We start from the raw sequence: 16,429 nt of genomic DNA, 5'->3' as shown, positions 1-16,429 counted from the left end.
CCCGCGGCGGAGATCCCGATGAGCTTTCCGATCCCGTGGCCCGAAGGCGGCCACGCGCCAGCAGTCCCCGCAGCCGCCTCGGCAGCCACCGCATCAGCGGCATCGACAACGGCGGCAAGCGCACTGCGCTGGCGGCCGATGCCCTGCGCCGCGGCGACCTCGGCGACGTATGCCGCGCTGTACACGCTGTCCAACCACATGACCAGCCTGAGGACCGACATCGGCGCCGGCGTCTTCGCCTGGGAACGGGCCATCCCCTTCGTGAGCTGGACGGTGGTGCCCTACCTGTCGATCTGCGTCTTCTTCGCGCTGTCGTTCTTCATCGACGGGGACGGCGAACGGCTTCGCCGCCACGTGCTGCGGCTGCTCATCGTGCTGATCGTGTCGGTCCTCTGCTACGCCGCGTTCCCGCTGCGCTTCACCTTCGAGCGGCCACCGACCGACGGCGCGATCGGCCTGATGTTCGACCTGCTCGGCCACTGCGACATGCCGTACAACCGCGCGCCCTCGCTGCACATCGGCGTGCTGGTGCTGCTGTGGGCGCGCTTCACGCCGGTGCTGCGCGGCTGGCAGGCCGCAGCCCTGCACCTGTGGTTCGCGCTGATCGGCGTGTCGGTGCTGACGACCTACCAGCATCACGTGATGGACGTGCCGGCGGGCGCGGCGTTGGGCGTGATGGCGATCCTGCTCACCGCGTCACCGCGACGGATGCGGAGAAAGTCGGGGACGAGGCTCGTCCGCAAGGGCCGATGGCCTCGCTTAAGCTAGTTCCCCGCTGCGGCTTGAACACTCGCCGCCGATGGAGCTCGAATGAACGAATACCTCCTGTTGATGCACCGCGACGCCACCGACCTGCAACTCGCCGACGATCCGGCGCGATGGGAGCAATACCTGGACCACCTCCGAGGCACCGGCCTGTTCGACGGCGGCAGCGCCATCGGACGCGGCGAGGAGCACAAGCAGCATGCGTCCGTTCAACCCGCGCGCAGCCGGCTCGACGGCTTCATCCGCGTGCGTGCGGACAGCCTCGAGAGCGCCAGGCAGTTCCTGACGGGCAACCCCGTCTACGAGGCGGGCGGGACGGTGGAGATCCGAGAGCTGCCCAAGGGTTGACGCACGCGGGAGCCGATGGATTCGCGCGCTCATAATCCCGCATGAAACTTATCGTCGCGGTTCATTGGGATGGTGCGCAAGCGAATGCCGCCGCCGTGGCTTTCGATGCCTGGGATGCAGCGGAAGCGACGAAGACCTACTTCTCCCGCATCGAGCACGTCGAGAAGGCCGTCCGCGGCGAACTCGACCTGCGGGAACTGCCCTGCGTGATGCAGCTGCTGCGCGAGCACAGCCTGGAGCCCGAGCTCATCCTCATCGAAGGCTTCGTCCATCTCGATGCCGATAACACGCCGGGCCTGGGCCAGCACCTGTTCCATGCGCTGGGTGGACAGGTCCCCGTCGTCGGCGTCTCGAAGAAGGGCCTGCCCGGCCTGTCCTCGCAGTTCGAGGTCATGAGAGAGGAAGAAACGCCCCCGCTGATCGTGACGTCCGCGGGCCTCGACATCGGCGCGGCCAAGGTGCGGCTGCGTTCGATGCACGGCAGGAAGCGCGTACCGACGCTCATGAAGCTGGCAGCGCGGTTGGCGAAGAACAAGGATTGATCCGGGACCGCGACGCATGAGCATGGGGAAACGCGGTTCCCGCCTGATCACCGTGGACGGCGTCCTGTATCGCTGGAGCGTGCGGCGAAGCGCTCAATTCGATGCGCCAGGCCCCACGTCGACGCTGACCGTCATCGTCGAGTCGACAGCGGACTTGCACCACCCGCTCAAAGCGGTCCTTCCCCCTCTACCGACAGACGACTGGCTCCACGGTCCGGGCCACGTCGTCATGCCGAAGCAGGTGGCAGCGTGGATTCGACGGGCCTGCGTCGAAGGGTGGCAGCCGAACCATCGCGGGGGCGTCCACCGTCTTCGCGTGACGCTTGAAGAGATTGCTCATGAGCCCGGAACCGTTGAGCCTTGATGCCTCCGCCCTTGTGGCTCGCCGCTTTGAGGAAATTTCGAAGCGATGCGGGCCGTCCAGGTAGGCCGGATGGACTTCCCGCGGAACCAATCTTCGACGGACGCCCATTCCATCGCTGACCTTCACATGCCCAATATTCCACCGCTTCGGACTCAGCTCTGGTTCACGTCCAAGTTGTTCGATATCGAGCCTGACGAAGACCTTCTGACGAATCCGCGTCGCTACGGCAAGGCGCTGGCGAATTGGCTTTCCTCTTCGCTTGGCCGCCAGGGCATCGAAGTCGCTGAAGTCTTTCCCGAAGACTGGGGATGGTGCTTGATGGTGAAGACGACGCCGTTCCGACTATGGATCGGATGCGGCAACGTTGACACGAGGCAGTCACCGGACGAGCCGCCACCAGATGGATGCGACGTGGTCTGGACCTGCATCGTGGTGGCAGAGGTTCCCCTGCTCAAGCGACTCTTTGTTCCGCCAGACACGTCGCAGGCGGTAGACGAACTGTTCATGCATCTCACGCGCATCGTGGCTGAGGCCCCGAGCACCGAGATGGTGGAAGAACCGTAGAAAATCGATCGCTGATTTGGATTCGCGGAAGGCGCTTTGCGACGTCTGGATCAGCATCGCAGCGGATCAGCCTTGCCGACCGTCGAGCTTTTTCATCAGGAAACGCATGCCTCGCCACTTCCATCGCCTCTTTGCAGCCGCGCTTCTGACAGCAGGGGCTGCGTGTCACGCAAGCCAGCCGCCTATCGAGCCGTTTGTGAAGGCGTTCATCGCCTCTTGCACGAGCGAGAACGCCAAAGGAAAGGCACTCCACCTTTCTCACATCCACTTTCCGCTTCGCTACCGGTTCACGACGGTCACCGCAGACGGCAATGAGTCCACCTCTGGCATCTTGTCAGCGCGCGAGGCAGCTGCTCGTGCTGATGGCCTGCCCCTTCCCTTGTGCATTGGTGATGGTGGACTCGAGGAGGTCAAGATCACGCCGTCGAAGCGCCACGTCGCCGTCAATCTGACGTTTGGATCCGGCTCCAATGAAGAGCTCTGGTTCCAGGTAGTGAACGGAAGCTGGCAGCTTGTGTTTGTTGAATGGCTTGACCACTGAGGAATTCTTCCGCAGGGCGACCGCAGCTGGGTCGGCTGAAGTCCGCGTTCAGCCTAAAGCCACCCCACCGCCACTACCCAACCCCGATCGCAAAACGCCTGGCACGATCCGGACATCCTGTCTGGGGATGGCGGCTCAACCGCCCTGAACCACTCGTTGTCAGTGGCGGGGCCGCATCGGCTCCGGCGGGACCCCTGACTCGGGGTTGTCGTTCGTAGGCACCATATGCGTCTGCGTGTCCTTGGCGGCGATGAGCCGCAGCTGGTAGGCGACGATGCGATTGAGCATCTCGGCGCGCGGGCCGGGCTCGATCACGATCGATTGGAAGCGGCGACGGGCGTCGTCGAATCGACCGATGCGGCGTTCCATCTCGCCGGCGATCAACTGGTCATTGAGCGCGACCTCGGGCTTGTCCTTGGGCGCCTGATCGAGGTGCTCGATGATCTGGGCGCGGTAGCGATCGGCCTGCTCTCCGCTGTAGCTCTGCCAGGTCGCCTTGAGCAGCGTGAACGCGAGCGGCCGATGCTCGGCGCCGACGACGGTCATGAGGAAAGCCGCACGCGCATAGGGTGGCTCGGTGCGCAGGCGTTGCCGGTAGTCGTCGGACTCGACGACGGCGGTGAGCTTGGTGAGCTCCTCGGGCGTGAAGTCGTGCTTGAAGATGACGAAGCCATTTCCCGGGCAGACGGGCAGCGGCCAGGGCGATTCGATGGCGCCGTAGGGCCGCGTATCGAGGTAGCTGCCATAGGCTGTGCCGGAGCCGGCCATCAGCTGCTTGAACTGTTCACCACCGATGGGGCAGGTGAACAGGTCCTCGCGCGTGGTCATGGCGGACGACGCGGCCGCGAGTCCGAGCAGCAGGCCGAACGCGGCGAGGCGGTGAAAGATCTTGTTCGATGTCATGGCGCTCCTCCGTGGGAGGGATGGTGCCCCAGCTTGGGGAACTTGCGTGTTGCGGAGGCCTGCTGATGTGGGCTCGACACGGGGCGGGCGTTTCGGTTAGCGGCCTGGTCTTGCGTCGCTATACTCCGCCCCCGCTGGGGCCGTCATCCGGCCAGCAAGCTCATCATTCAAGGCGTCCGGCCCGCAAAGAGGCCATCACGAGGGCGACCGCATAGGGAGGACACATGCTGTTGAATCGACTCCGCCTCGCAGCGCCGCTGCTGGCGCTGGCCTCGTTGGCGGGCTGCGCCACGGGCTATCACGGACTGTGTCGTCAGGACGCAGTGCCGAGCGACACAGTGAGGAACATCAGATGAGAGTGAACGCCTTCCTTCGACATGGCATCGCGGCACTATTGATGGGCATGGCCGCCATTTCCGCCGCCGCAGAATGCACATCGGAAGACGACAATCTGGTCTGCCTGTTGACCGAACTCCAGGAGGCCGATGGGCTCCTCAAGTTGAAGGTTCAATCCTTGGTGGCAAAGGCCAGACGGCATGAACAGGCCGGCACCTCCGAGGACTTCGTCAAGGCCATGCGCGCCAAGATGGTCGCGGCCATCCTCGATGCGGACAAGGCGTGGCGGGTCACGACCAAGGCGGAATGCAACACGCTCGTCCTGTACTCCTACGGCAACGGCACCGGTGGAGAAAATGGGGCCGCCCGTTGCGCCTTGCAGAGGACGGAGGAGCGGATCCAGTTCCTGATCAGGAACGAGAGCTACCAATGGTTGCAATGAGCGGCCGAACAGCGGGCTCTGCGCCCTTCAGTGATCGCCGGGCGAAAGGGCCGCGAGCCCGGATGTCGGGCAGCCCTCGGTAGCAATCCGAATACAACGCGCTGGATTTCCTTCACCACTTCTCATGCAACAACTCAGAGAACATTACGAGCGCCAAGACACCGAGGAGTTGCTGGAGCTCGCCGGCAAGGGCCTCACCGATGAGGCCCGTCTCGTCCTGCAGGAGGTCCTCAGCAGGCGCGGGATCTCCGCCGACCGGGTCGACGCCGCGCGGATCAGCGCCGTCGAAGCCGAAGCGGCTCAATCAGAAGCTGACAAGCGCCTGGCCTCCCTCGGCGTTCGCCTCGTCGCGTTCATCATCGACGTGTGGGGAGTTGGCATTGCGCTGTATCTCGTACTGCTGCCACTTCAATTCGTTTCGGCCAATCTTCATGCCTTCGTCTACAGCGCAGCCTGGTTTACGTACTTCCTGTTCAGGGATGCCATCCCCGGACAAGGCATCGGCAAGCGCCTCCTCGGCATTCGAGTGAAGCAGCATGATTCGGATCGTCCGTGCAATTGGTCGAAGTCTTTCTGGCGTAACGCCACGCATGTCATCTTCGTCATCGATGCCCTGTTTGCACTCGGCCGGAGGCGCATGCGCCTTGGCGACATGATCGCCGGCACGGTTGTCGTTCGGTCCAAGTTGGATACTGAGAAGGTCTGATCCCTCGTTCGAGCGGATCGATGCGTGAGCCACTCATGAGATTCCAGACCAGATATCTCGTGCTGATGGCTTCGGGCCATCGATCTTTCGCCTGGAACCGGACACACCTCTGATGCAGTGTCTTTCCATGCAGTCCCAACCTCAGGATGGATCATCTGTATTCGAGAAAATTGGGCAACACAAAGATGTCCGTTGTCGTTCATTTCTGGTCTGACATCTCTGCCATGCCTCTGACGCTCGAGGCGATCAGAGAGTTGCATGTGCCGGCGCCTCACTATCGGATCAGCCCCGATCGGTACCAAGCCAAGACAGCTTTTCCCGGCAAGGGAGTCGCTGGAAGGCTGTACGTTCTCTCGGGCTCCTGCTCCAGGTCCGTAGGCTCCTGGAGCGCAGTTCTTCAAGCCGGAATGTTCGTGGACTTCCCGGCAGGTGACTATCAATTTGCGGTGCAAGGAGAACAGCCGGTTGAGATCGTCAACGTCTGGCTCATTCCGGAGCGCTACAGGCAACCACCTCAGCAAGTCATTGACGATCGCGAACAGCTCGACCTCCACGTGAGAGTCAGCGCGCAGCCCGGCCCTCTGGAAGACTGCTATCGCGTGGAGATCTCGAACTCCGGGGCACGGCCTTATCGGGACCTCACCGTGGCGTACGCGGATCTGCTCTTGTGGGCCGAACGGTTCGGTCTCGACACGACGCACATGCCGGCCAATGAGCAGTACGGCGCCGGAGAGCCCATCACGATTGACTGCCTGGCTCCCGGAGAAGCGAGGCTGTATTTGAGACGCGGGTACGGGACGCATCACCGCTACGACGGACCGCGTGTGACCAGAACGAGCGTGTCCTACACCCTCGACGACCAAGCGGTCTCGCCAGCCGAGGGTCATTGGTGCCGCATCGACATCGACCTTCCAGGTGCAAGTTGATTGATGGGATGAAAACAATGAAAACAAAATACCGACTGTTTGGGGTCATCGCGATCCTGATCGTCCTCGCGGGGCCCTACTCCCGTGCCGCTGACAGCTTCGATCCCGAAGTCTGCTTCGACCGCTGCATGGAGCGCGTGAAGGACAAGCAGAAGTGCGAGTTCATTTGCGATTCCAAGAATCACCCGCCGCGGTGATCGTCTTCAAAAAGCAATCCGGCGGCTCCCTCGCAGACCGCCGCGATGGTCATGGGCTTCTTGTGACTGAGTACAGACTCCTCGTCTTCTTCTCCATCGTCTTGCTGTCTGCCGCCGCGCGCGCCGAAGCTCAGAGCAGCAACCAAAACATCCCCGCGTCGTCATCCCGACCGCTGGAGAAGGTGCAGATCGACGGCGCCTCGAGCACCGACGTGCAGAACCGGCGCGAGTTCGTCGCCGGAAAGCTCGTCATCTCGCGAAAGAGCATCGAGGACAGCGGGCAGACGACGGTGTACGAAGTCCTCAAGCGCGAACCGTCGGTGACCATCGCGGGGGATGGCAAGCTGGGACTGCTCGGCCTTCCGGGCTACACGCGCATCCTCGTGGACGGACAGCCTCCCGCGCCGGGACGCAGCCCACTGGAACTGGATGTCGTCCAGATCGAGAAGATCGAGATCGTCAAAGGATCGATGGCCGAGTTCGGCCCGTTCGGCGTGGCAGGAACGATCAACATCCTCACGCGGCGCGTGGAGCGGAAGCGCACGGCCTCGCTCAGGATCAACGGCGGGCTGAGCCCATCCAGCGGCGATGCGGGCTTTGCCTGGTCCAACACCGTCCGGCCTTCCGACGATTCCTGGGGACTCTCCAATCGCGTCTCCTTGCGGCGCAAGGAACAGGACATCTCCCAGCGCTTGACGATCGAGACGCCCGACGGTCAAGGCGCGCTCGCGCCTTCGCGTCTGACCGCATCGAATCGATCCGAAGGCCTGACGCAGCTCATGGCCAGTTCCTCCTACTCGAACAAGCTCTCAGCGACGAACGACCTCGAATCCAACCCCTCGGCCTTGCTGTGGCAGACCGACACGCGCTTCACCGACCGCCACGACTGGGTCCGTCAATCGACCCTTGGCACCTCCACGGGGCGCGCCGACGGAAAGCTCCTGTCCCTCTCGCTTCCCATCGAATGGAAGCATGCCGACGCGGACGGGACACGGGCTCAGCTCGGTTACGAGTACTCCTGGATGAAGCTCGATCGCGGTTCGGACAGACAAGACCATGCACTCGGCGGGATCGCCGGTGAAGAGGCGCTGGCCGAGCAGTCGCTCTCCCAGCGCCACGAGATGAACGTCCTGCGCTTCGAGTTCTCCCGCGAGATGCTTGAAGCCCATGCCGTGAAGATCGGCGGGTCCCTCGGCTGGCAATCCCAGCGCGCCAGCGCACCGGCCTTCCTGAACGGCGCGCCGGATCCGGCGTTCATGAGCTTCGGCAGCGACTCCGCGGTCACCGCGCGTCGCGACGATGCGTTTGTCCAGGACGAGTGGACCCTCTCCAAGCGCTGGGCTGCGACCCTGGGGCTCAGCGCGGCCAGGCGCACCACCAGCGTTCGCGAAGGGAGCTTCCTCTCCCGCAACGCGTATGAGACCTACGCCCCTTCCCTTCATCTGGCTCACAAGCTGACCGAGGACGGCCGGGAGAAGCTCCGGTTGTCGCTCGCCAAGGCCTACAACGCGCCCGACAACGACCTCTACAGCCTGCGTCCCGTCATCAATCCGCTGGCACCGTGCATTGCCGGTGCCGCGTGCGGGCCCAACACCATCGACAACGCCGACACCGCCGGCAACCCGCATCTCCGGCCTGAGCGCTCGATGGGCCTGACCCTGTCGTACGAGAAGTACTTCGGCGCCAGCAGCATGGTGGGCGTGGACTACTTCGAGCGACGGCTGACCGACGTCATCGGTCAGTCTGTGGCGTTGGAAGATGTCTCGTGGGCGCAGAGCCCGCGCTACGTGATCCGGCCGGAGAACCTCGGCAACGCGCGCTTGCGCGGCATCAGCGTCGACGCGCGGATGGCGCTCACGGAACTGGATGCGTCGCTGCCCAAGGTCGAACTGCGCAGTGGCCTCACGTTCTCCCGCTCCAGGCTGGACACGCTCCCGGCCCCTGACAACCGCATGGCCGATCAGGCACCCTGGTCGGCCAAGCTGGGTGTGCGCTACAAGCTCCGGTCGGTGCCGCTGGAGCTCTCCGCCGATGCCAACTGGCGTCCTGGCGTGTGGAGCCGCAACGCGGCCGAACGCCGCACCTGGCAGGACCGGCGCGAGGATGTCTCGGCGCAGGCGACATGGACGCTCAGTCCCGCTTCCAAGCTGCGCGTCGGCGCCAACAACCTGCTCTCGCGCGACACGCGACGGATCGACGTGCTCGGGGATTCAGCCATGCCCGACGCCCGTGTATCGACGTGGACACGGGGCGTTCCAAGTGTCACGCTCTCGCTTGAGACCCGGCTGTAGTCGGGCTTGAACGCACCAACAACGGCATACTGTTCGCACCACCTGTTTACCTCGACGAGTTGACGCGGCCGCCGAGCCAGGTTCAAAGCTCTTCCATTGGGATAGCGACTCATGAGTGCATTGTCTTGGGAAGACTTGTTCGTCGATGCTCGCCGTCTCGATTTCGTTGCCATGCTCGCGGAATGGGGTGGGCTGGTGAGCGGGCCAATCCGGCCTATCGGCGCGTCCGTCTTCGGCGACCTGTTCTTCGAACGGCAGACCGGCGAAGTCGAGAAGCTCGATGTGCTGGAGGGTGGCGTTCACCGCGTCGCGGCCAGCTTCGACGAATTCACGGTGCTGATGAACTCAGTGGAGTGGCAGGCCCAGCACCTGCTAAGCGAGGGCGTCGCACTGCTCAAGGACAGGGGCCTGTCCAGGGGAGCTGGTCAGTTCTTCGGGTTCGCGCCCCATCCGATGCTTGCCGGCAAGGTTGTCTGGTCTTTGGCGATGCCGTTGGACTTCATCGTGTGGAACTCGATCTGCGCCCAGCTGCTAGCCTCGCCCCCAACGCCTACCCCTGATTCAATGGGCTCCGGAGACGGCGCCAAGCGCTCTTGGTGGCAACGCTTTCGCCGCCGAAGCTCTTGAGCTGCAGCGCTCTGGGCAGCTCGCGGTCGCCGCTGAGCGATCATGAAAAAATGGGACGCCCGGACAGACTCCCGTGGTCACCTACGAGACGCATCACCGCTACGCCGGCCCGCGCGTGACCAGAACGTGGGTGTCCTCCATCCTCGACGACCAGACGGTCCCGCCGGCCGAGGGGCATTGGTGTCGTGCCGACATCGACCTGCCGGGTGCGAGGTGATCGTGGAATACAGGGCACCTTGCCAGCTCCGACCTGACGAACGGATCGGCCAGACAGAGGACAGCATCTACGCAACTAGACTCGATCCTCATCAGAGATTGGCAACACCAAGATGCACGACGAAAACGATCCTGAAGCAGATGCCCAGTGGTGTGCGGAGCGGCGCAAGGAAGTCGCAACGTACCTTCGTGGTGAGGGAGTGGCGCACGGCAACATTGCCGAGATGCCCGCATGGCATGTCGCCCCCTACGTGTCGGTGTGGGCCATCGACAGCGTCGATTCACCGGACTCGGTCGGCTGGTGGGTGATCTGTGGCGACATGCCGACTGACTACGTCTCAGCCTCGGATGCCGGAAGCCCACGTGAGGCGGTTCATCGCATCGCCTCGCTATGGAAGGAGGCCGCTGAATACATGGCGCGTGGCGAGAAGCATCCAAGTTTTCTTATCGGCTCAGGAGAACAGGACGAAGAACTTGCTCCGCTGCTGGCGTCTCGGGCAGAGCTTCTCCTTGAGTGGGTGAAAGATGCGGATGCCTGGGAAGAAGGTTGACGAAGCCGTTTTCTGAAGCTCGCGCGGCACTGACCTCCCGGCAGTCACCTTCCCGCAAGACGGATCGCCTGCAACGCTGCCTCCCTGCCCTCGCGACGGTATTTCTCTCGGACCAGAGACTGGCGGGCGTCGACCACTGAACGCGATTCCGCCAGTCGAAGAGAGACGTCAGGGATAGTGCACGCCGACAGGGCATTTCGCAGGCGGATGAGCTGCGCCCTCAACCCGGTCAGTTCGCTCGGGCAAGGGGCGCCCAGGTGCGCCAATGCGAGATCCACCGCCCAGGCCTGCCGAGACACGTTGGGGCGCGCGGCCTCAAGGGCGCTTCGAAATTCCTCCGATGGCGCGAGGCATGCCAGCAGGCTGGCCCAGACCAGGCCACGCCAACCGAATTCGCCGGCAAGGTCCTCGATGAGTTCCTTGCTGAGCGCACCCAGGCTTTGGAGACAGACGTAGTGGAAGTCCAGCGCCTGATAGCGCACCTCCGGATACTGGCTCAACACCGGAGCCAGTTCCTCAGCGTCGTCCGCCGCGCGAGTGAGCAGGCTCAATGCGCTGGCCGGGCGCATCAGCGCCATGAAAGGCACAGCGCACATCAGGCGTTGCAGGTCGTCGTCGCGGTGATGCATGCGAGTTGTCCGGCGAAGTGCCTACGCTGCCTGAGTCAGTGCCAATCGAGGTGTGTATCCGCCTGACCGCACGCCGTCAGGCCGAATGACGTCATGCTCAGACCTTGGCGAGGAAGGCCGCTGCATCACCTGCTTCGCACTTCCAGTCTGCGAAGACTCCGACCAGGTTGCATTCCACGCAGCGGCAAGCAATGTAGTACCAGCGCACGTCATGGGTGCCCTCGTACACGGAGACGCCGGACACCAGCTCGAACACCTCGTTCTCGCACACGCACTCGTGCGCCTCTGGCGCGGCGTCTTCAACGTAGTCCGCACTGTCGCCCATCAGGTGTTCCTGGCCGCAGTCGGTGCAGGTGCGGATGGCCACACCAGCCTCTTCATCACTCTGCAGCGCGAAGGTCCGGCAACCGCATTCGCATTTGGACGTGGCGAACCTGGTGGCCTCATGGCGATTCGCAACGCTGTAGCTGCGCAGTTCGGCTTGGGTATCGCCGGACGTGGTCCCGTACCAGTAGTCGCCCTTCTTCGTCAGTGCCATTGATGCTGCTCCATTCCTCAAGATGGGGTTCCCGGCAGGCCTGACGCCGGCCTCGCCCCGTACGCCTGGATTCTGCCTCGCCGTGAAGGACTGGGGTCGCGGTGGTCGCCGACAGGAGTTGCGGAGGCCCTCCAATGACGATTGTTGGAGATTGCAGCCATACGGCCTCTTGGATTCGCACGGCCCCTATCAGTCTGAAGCAGCGACGGCATCGCAGCGGGAGCGGACGTTGTCCAGCCGCCAGCCAGGACGCACTCCGGCCACGAGTTAGCGCCATCTGACGAGGCTGCTACATTCCGCTCAACTCTCTCTTCTGACGGCTGCTGAGGCAACCGATCTCGCCATGCCCGACCGGACTGCCTGGACTGCTGAATTCCATGCGAAGCTTCGCGGCGTACTCGAAGCCTACCGAGGCTTCTCAGCAACTCACCATACGGAGTCATGTCGGTTGGTGCACTACGCTGGCGTAGGGAAACCCAATGCCATAGACGTCGCAGTGAACGAGATCGAACATGAGATCGAGAGCTGCTTGGCCGACGGGTTTATGGTCGGATGGCTCCGCGACAACGACCGGACATATCTGTGGGTGCAGGAACCGGGCGCGCCGGTCCCGGCATCTGAAAAAGTCATTGCTGAAGACGAACTTGTCGACGTAGGGTCCATCTTGAAAGCCGCCGGTTTCGATCAGTAGGCTCAAAAGTCATGGGGCGCACGGCTACCGCTTCCAGCCTGAAGCGGACGTCGGACATCCAGCGGTAGTCGACATCGCATTCGCCCTGCGGGACACAGGACTAGACATTCAGCGCCGCCCACTCTGACTCGGCTTCGCCATCGTGCCCCGCAGCGGCCGCAACAAGTCCTTGAGTCCGTTGTGGTCGATCTCGTGCATCAGGGCCAACAGGCGCCCGAGTTCCCCGGGGGAAAGCCCTCACGCGCAAACCAGTTCAGGTAGTTGCCCGGCAGATCCGCGATGAGCGTGCCCTTGTACTTGCCGTACGGCATCTCGGTCGCGAGCAGACGTTCGAAGGATTCAACCATGGCCGTATTGTCGTGCCGCGGCGGAGCTGCCGTCGCCTTCAGGCTGGCAGAAGCCTGATGGGCGCGTCTATCCGGCCGAGCTTGGCATCTCGACACCGCAGGCGGCATTGAGCATCTGATCCGCCAAGGTATTGGGTGACGCACGCTCTGGTGCGCGCTGTGCGGGAGACAGCCTTTTTTCACCCAGCCGACGCCCCAGCCCGGCACGCCCCTCGAACTCGATGTGAGTCGCCAGTGCCACGGTACGAGCCCGGCAATTGAGCGCGAACTCGATACGCTCGGACCGCCTGCATGCCAACGGCGCCGAGGACAGCACCGCGCTGCGAAGCTCGGTGTGGACGGTCACGGTGGCGGCACCCGTCGGGTCCGGCCGGTCCGTCACTCGCATGAAGGCCAGGTTGCCGGTCTGGCCGCGCAGGGGCGCGCCCCACGCGTCACCGAGCAGGGCGGCGATGCCTTCTCCGAAGGCGGGCTCGGACTCCGGCACCAGCGACAAGGACTTTCGCAGCGAGGCCCGTTCATCGGGCCTGGCTTTGCGAATGCTGTCGCCCAGGCTTTGTTCGCAGACTTCCCTGACGGGCGTTTCGCGGAAGTAGCTGGCGTAGATCAGATGCCAGCCGAAATGAGTCTTGACGGGCTGTGAGACGGTGTTGATGGGCAACGCGAACAGCGCCGCCTCGAAAGGCTTCACCATCTCGCCTTCCCGCACCATGCCCAGATCGCCTCCGCGAGAGGCGGAGCCGGGATCCTTGCTGCGCGCGCGGGCCAGCCGCTGGAACTCGGCGAAGAGGTTGGCGCCCTGCTTCCCGTCCAGCGTGGCGCGCGCCGCCGCCGCATCCTTCTCCGTAGCAAACATGACGTGGTGGGTCTGCGCTTCTCGGAGCGAATCGCCATCTTCCTTCTCACCGAGGGGCGTGAGGGAGAAGGCCGGCGTGACCAGCAGGAGCGCGAGGAGAGTGGGCAGTGCTCGTTTCATGGGACCGGGCGGCATAGGGTGCGCGATTCTGGCTGAGATCTGGCGTTGCGCCGTCACCGGTCCAGCAAGTGAGCGGACTCAGGCAGCGAATGCAGACTTTCAAGCGCAAGGCGGGCATGATCCCGAGCCGGCTGTATTATTTTGCGGATGGCAGATCGCGCGTGGATTGTCGATTCGGTAGGTGCAACGGCGTTTAGTCGGCTGGCAGACGGTTTGACTGGCTCTGCTCTTCAATCGCTGCTGCTTGAAGTGATGCATGCACGAGCCGAGGCGCGATGCGCGAGCGAACTGGTCGATCAGTATGGCCGCGACCCCTTTTGCGCACCATCAGCGATTGACCTCCGTGCAATGCTTGCCATCGACGCTCAGTTGCTGGGGGCCGCCGAGCGCTTCGAGGCGGTCGAACTGTCACCGGTGGCTCCCATGGGGGCCTGTTCGGTTGTTGGCCCCTCTCATCAGAACCGCGTCCTGTCAGCGTTGCGGTCGACCGAGGTCGTATCGGACCCGACGAATGTTCTCGCGTTGGAGTGTTCGCTGCGAATGCGGGCATCCTCGGCGGCTGATGTTCACCTGGCCACAAGCCACCGCGTCCTGCGAGCCCAACCCTTTCCGAGGCAACCAGGATACGCCCAACACTTTCGTCTGTTCGCCCTCGGAAGCGGGGGCGTTGAACGCAAGGATCACGCGTTCACGGTCGAGGCGGTCGTGCTGCATGTGCGCACGATGCTTGCGGGTTTGCTTCGGCTTGAACAGTTGGGCTACTCACTGCACCGGCCTCGCGTGGAGGTGCTCGTGTCGGCGGAAAAGCGGCAACTCGGGTCCCGGATTGCCGACATCCTGAGCGCCGACCTCCAGTCTCTAGAGCATCCCTATTACTCGGGCGGACTTCGCTATCGAATATGGGTGCCGGCGCCCGACGGAGGAGAGCTTCCGCTGGCCGATGGTGGAGTCTTCGACTGGCTTGGCCAACTCTCCTCCAATCGCCGCGCCGTCTTCATCGGAAGCGGGCTGGGTTCGCAATTGATTGCGCTGCGCTTTGCGCGCCAGTCGGCGACGTGAGAGAAGCCCGCGCAATGAAGCGATCTGACCCAAGGTCGTCTTTCATCGAGGGCCGCCACGCCAACCACCAACTTCCGCTCCCAGCCTATTCGCGACGAAGCATGCCCATCAAGCCGAACGCGCCTCGTAGGCATCTAGCAGTGCCCAAAGCCGCTGAAGTTCTTCCGTCTGACCCGGCATGCCTTCCATTAGGTCGGCCTGGTGGCGGATGAGGTGGAATTCGCCCTCGCCACGAATAGAGCCGCGTGCCTTCACCTTGGCAATCCGCTCGACGGTCTTAGCGAGGAAATCCGGATAGTGCGCCATCGTTGCCGATGCCAGTGCCTGATTGGCCCGCGTCCGAGCGTCGGCATTCATCGAATGCATCAGCATCGGCGTTTCCAGGAGGCCTTGCTCCATCCCGGAGGCAAGCGCTGAGCGAGGCACTCCTGACGGTTCGGCGTACCGGCCCCGAACATCGGCCCAATTCGCAACAAGCTTGCGCGCGGTTGCGTCATCGAGCACAGAAAGCGCCTGATGAAAATCGTCATACAGGGCGACCAACTTGGCCAGCTTGTCCAGGCGTTCAGTTGCAGGCATGAGGTCAGTATGCCGGAGTGCGCCAGGGTGCGCTGTCCGCCTGAAACGAACGCCAGCCCCCGTCGAGCGCCCACCCCTCCTCTATGATCCGCGCGTCCTTCCCACTCCCTGCCACCCTCTCATGACCGACGACTGGGACTTCTATTCCGCGCGTGTCGACGGCAAGCCCGCCTCGCTGTATGTGGACCTCGGCGCGGAAGCGTCGGCGCCCGTGGCGGCCCTGCCCCACATGGCCTACCTGCGGCTGCGCATGCGCCATCCGCGCGATGACGGTCTCTCCAGCCAAGCGGAGTTCGACCAGCTCATCGCGATCGAGGACCGGCTGCAGGCGTCGCTCTGCGACGACCGCACGGCCTACGTCGGCCGCAACACGTCCGATGGCTGCCGGGACTTCTACTTCTACATCGCCGCGCCCGACACGTGGGCGGCGCGTGCCGCCGCGGCGATGAAGCCCTTCGGCGACTACGAGTTCCAGTCCGGTGCGCGCGACGACCCCGCGTGGTCGACCTACCGGACCTTCCTGCTGCCCGACGACTGGGAACGGGAGCGGATCCAGAACCGGCGCGTCTGCGAGCAGCTCGAAGAGCACGGCGACACGCTCTCGGCACCGCGCGAGATCGATCACTGGGCGTGGCTGCCCGATGCCGCCTCGGCCGCCGCGTTCATCGACGCAGTGCGCCCGCTCGGCTTCCTGCCCAAGGATGAGCCCACGCATGTCGAGGAACGCGATGCGATGAGCGTGCACGTCGCGCGGGTCGACGTGCCCTCCCATCAAGGCATCGACGAAGTGACCCGGCCGCTGTTCGAAGCCGCGAAGCGGCATGGCGGCGAGTACGACGGCTGGGGTTGCTCCGTCGCCGCCTGAAGGGTCGCGGTCACTCCACCAGCTTCTTCACCGAGCCGATCACCGCCGGTCCGTTGAACGGCTTCACGATCCAGCCCTTGATGCCGGCCGCCTTGCCCCGCTCCTTCATGGCCGGCGAGTTCTCGGTAGTCAGCATGATGATGCCGACCTTGAGGTTGCCCAGCTCGCTGCGCACCTTCTCGGCCATCGTCAGGCCGTCCATGTTGGGCATGTTGACGTCGCAGATCACCAGCTTGACGCCGCTGTCCGCCTTCAGCTGGGTCAGCCCATCTCGGCCGTCCACCGCGTAGGCCACGCTCAGCCCGTGGCCTTGCAGGAAGCCGCCCACCTCGTTGCGGACCGTGCTCGAATCGTCCACCACCAGAATCTGCGCCATGTCGTCTCTCCGAATCGTCGTCAATGAAGGAATGCGGGGAATGAACGGGG

22 protein-coding genes and 1 pseudogene are annotated in these 16,429 nt (G+C 63.8%); 16 read left to right on the top strand and 7 right to left on the bottom strand.

From position 1 onward, the window contains the following. The first annotated feature begins 18 nt into the window (after nt 1-18). The 5 genes from ACQ859_RS15260 to ACQ859_RS15240 all read left to right on the top strand — a co-directional run bounded on the left by ACQ859_RS15260 (nt 19) and on the right by ACQ859_RS15240 (nt 3,124). Complete coding sequence (locus tag ACQ859_RS15260; protein ID WP_431261657.1) at nt 19-768, top strand: hypothetical protein; 750 nt, start codon at nt 19-21, stop codon at nt 766-768. 42 nt (nt 769-810) lie between these two features. After that, complete coding sequence (locus tag ACQ859_RS15255; protein WP_431261656.1) at nt 811-1,113, top strand: hypothetical protein; 303 nt, start codon at nt 811-813, stop codon at nt 1,111-1,113. 41 nt (nt 1,114-1,154) lie between these two features. Beyond that, the gene (locus ACQ859_RS15250; RefSeq protein ID WP_431261655.1) at nt 1,155-1,655 is read left to right on the top strand and encodes an endonuclease V; all 501 of its coding nucleotides are present in this window, start codon (nt 1,155-1,157) and stop codon (nt 1,653-1,655) included. Nucleotides 1,656-2,145: 490 nt separating this feature from the next. After that, nucleotides 2,146-2,583: a hypothetical protein gene (locus ACQ859_RS15245; protein WP_431261654.1), complete on the top strand. Its 438-nt coding sequence runs from the start codon at nt 2,146-2,148 to the stop codon at nt 2,581-2,583. A gap of 196 nt (nt 2,584-2,779) precedes the next feature. Further along, nucleotides 2,780-3,124: a hypothetical protein gene (locus tag ACQ859_RS15240; protein WP_431261653.1), complete on the top strand. Its 345-nt coding sequence runs from the start codon at nt 2,780-2,782 to the stop codon at nt 3,122-3,124. A 159-nt stretch (nt 3,125-3,283) separates the two neighbouring features. Here ACQ859_RS15240 and ACQ859_RS15235 read toward each other — a convergent pair whose 3' ends face one another. Further along, nucleotides 3,284-4,027, bottom strand: a complete 744-nt coding sequence (locus ACQ859_RS15235; protein ID WP_431261652.1) for a hypothetical protein — start codon at nt 4,025-4,027, stop codon at nt 3,284-3,286. A 352-nt stretch (nt 4,028-4,379) separates the two neighbouring features. On the opposite strand from ACQ859_RS15235, the gene ACQ859_RS15230 reads away from it, so the two are divergent. The 8 genes from ACQ859_RS15230 to ACQ859_RS15195 all read left to right on the top strand — a co-directional run bounded on the left by ACQ859_RS15230 (nt 4,380) and on the right by ACQ859_RS15195 (nt 10,319). After that, nucleotides 4,380-4,805 (top strand): lysozyme inhibitor LprI family protein, encoded by a 426-nt coding sequence (locus ACQ859_RS15230; RefSeq protein WP_431261651.1) that lies wholly within the window; start codon nt 4,380-4,382, stop codon nt 4,803-4,805. A gap of 124 nt (nt 4,806-4,929) precedes the next feature. Continuing rightward, the gene (locus ACQ859_RS15225) at nt 4,930-5,511 is read left to right on the top strand and encodes an RDD family protein (RefSeq protein ID WP_431261650.1); all 582 of its coding nucleotides are present in this window, start codon (nt 4,930-4,932) and stop codon (nt 5,509-5,511) included. 407 nt (nt 5,512-5,918) lie between these two features. Continuing rightward, on the top strand, nt 5,919-6,437 hold the full coding sequence (locus ACQ859_RS15220; protein ID WP_431261649.1) for a hypothetical protein: 519 nt from the start codon (nt 5,919-5,921) through the stop codon (nt 6,435-6,437). Between the two features lie 8 nt (nt 6,438-6,445). Further along, on the top strand, nt 6,446-6,634 hold the full coding sequence (locus tag ACQ859_RS15215; RefSeq protein ID WP_431261648.1) for a hypothetical protein: 189 nt from the start codon (nt 6,446-6,448) through the stop codon (nt 6,632-6,634). Between the two features lie 101 nt (nt 6,635-6,735). Continuing rightward, complete coding sequence (locus ACQ859_RS15210) at nt 6,736-8,925, top strand: TonB-dependent receptor plug domain-containing protein (RefSeq protein WP_431261647.1); 2,190 nt, start codon at nt 6,736-6,738, stop codon at nt 8,923-8,925. A 111-nt stretch (nt 8,926-9,036) separates the two neighbouring features. Next, the gene (locus ACQ859_RS15205; RefSeq protein WP_431261646.1) at nt 9,037-9,552 is read left to right on the top strand and encodes a hypothetical protein; all 516 of its coding nucleotides are present in this window, start codon (nt 9,037-9,039) and stop codon (nt 9,550-9,552) included. A gap of 73 nt (nt 9,553-9,625) precedes the next feature. Then, nucleotides 9,626-9,769 carry a hypothetical protein gene (locus tag ACQ859_RS15200; protein ID WP_431261645.1) on the top strand — a complete coding sequence of 48 codons (144 nt, stop codon included), beginning with the start codon at nt 9,626-9,628 and terminating at the stop codon, nt 9,767-9,769. Nucleotides 9,770-9,881: 112 nt separating this feature from the next. Continuing rightward, nucleotides 9,882-10,319 carry a DUF4826 family protein gene (locus ACQ859_RS15195; protein ID WP_431261644.1) on the top strand — a complete coding sequence of 146 codons (438 nt, stop codon included), beginning with the start codon at nt 9,882-9,884 and terminating at the stop codon, nt 10,317-10,319. A 44-nt stretch (nt 10,320-10,363) separates the two neighbouring features. Here the strand turns inward: ACQ859_RS15195 and ACQ859_RS15190 are convergent, their stop codons facing one another. Next, nucleotides 10,364-10,948 carry a hypothetical protein gene (locus ACQ859_RS15190; RefSeq protein WP_431261643.1) on the bottom strand — a complete coding sequence of 195 codons (585 nt, stop codon included), beginning with the start codon at nt 10,946-10,948 and terminating at the stop codon, nt 10,364-10,366. Nucleotides 10,949-11,045: 97 nt separating this feature from the next. Next, nucleotides 11,046-11,486 (bottom strand): hypothetical protein, encoded by a 441-nt coding sequence (locus tag ACQ859_RS15185; RefSeq protein ID WP_431261642.1) that lies wholly within the window; start codon nt 11,484-11,486, stop codon nt 11,046-11,048. Nucleotides 11,487-11,829: 343 nt separating this feature from the next. Here ACQ859_RS15185 and ACQ859_RS15180 point away from each other — a divergent pair, with 343 nt between their 5' ends. Then, a complete protein-coding gene (locus ACQ859_RS15180; protein ID WP_431261641.1) occupies nt 11,830-12,177 on the top strand; it encodes a hypothetical protein in 348 nt (115 codons plus the stop codon). A gap of 108 nt (nt 12,178-12,285) precedes the next feature. Here the strand turns inward: ACQ859_RS15180 and ACQ859_RS15175 are convergent. Continuing rightward, nucleotides 12,286-12,524 (bottom strand): annotated as a pseudogene (locus ACQ859_RS15175) (DUF3820 family protein). 67 nt (nt 12,525-12,591) lie between these two features. Beyond that, nucleotides 12,592-13,500, bottom strand: a complete 909-nt coding sequence (locus tag ACQ859_RS15170; RefSeq protein WP_431261640.1) for a peptidylprolyl isomerase — start codon at nt 13,498-13,500, stop codon at nt 12,592-12,594. A 147-nt stretch (nt 13,501-13,647) separates the two neighbouring features. On the opposite strand from ACQ859_RS15170, the gene ACQ859_RS15165 reads away from it, so the two are divergent. After that, nucleotides 13,648-14,559 (top strand): hypothetical protein, encoded by a 912-nt coding sequence (locus ACQ859_RS15165; RefSeq protein ID WP_431261639.1) that lies wholly within the window; start codon nt 13,648-13,650, stop codon nt 14,557-14,559. A gap of 108 nt (nt 14,560-14,667) precedes the next feature. Here the strand turns inward: ACQ859_RS15165 and ACQ859_RS15160 are convergent, their stop codons facing one another. Further along, nucleotides 14,668-15,138, bottom strand: a complete 471-nt coding sequence (locus ACQ859_RS15160; protein WP_431261638.1) for a hypothetical protein — start codon at nt 15,136-15,138, stop codon at nt 14,668-14,670. 121 nt (nt 15,139-15,259) lie between these two features. Here ACQ859_RS15160 and ACQ859_RS15155 point away from each other — a divergent pair, with 121 nt between their 5' ends. Beyond that, complete coding sequence (locus ACQ859_RS15155; RefSeq protein ID WP_431261637.1) at nt 15,260-16,003, top strand: DUF695 domain-containing protein; 744 nt, start codon at nt 15,260-15,262, stop codon at nt 16,001-16,003. A 10-nt stretch (nt 16,004-16,013) separates the two neighbouring features. Here ACQ859_RS15155 and ACQ859_RS15150 read toward each other — a convergent pair whose 3' ends face one another. After that, entirely contained in the window at nt 16,014-16,379 is a 366-nt protein-coding gene (locus ACQ859_RS15150; protein ID WP_431261636.1) for a response regulator, read from the bottom strand. Nucleotides 16,380-16,429: the final 50 nt, after the last annotated feature.

Source organism: Roseateles chitinivorans (assembly GCF_050632235.1).
Taxonomy (GTDB): Bacteria; Pseudomonadota; Gammaproteobacteria; order Burkholderiales; family Burkholderiaceae_C; genus Roseateles; species Roseateles chitinivorans_A.
The sequence above is the reverse complement of the archived record's forward strand: the minus strand, read 5'-3'. Positions and strand labels throughout refer to the sequence as shown.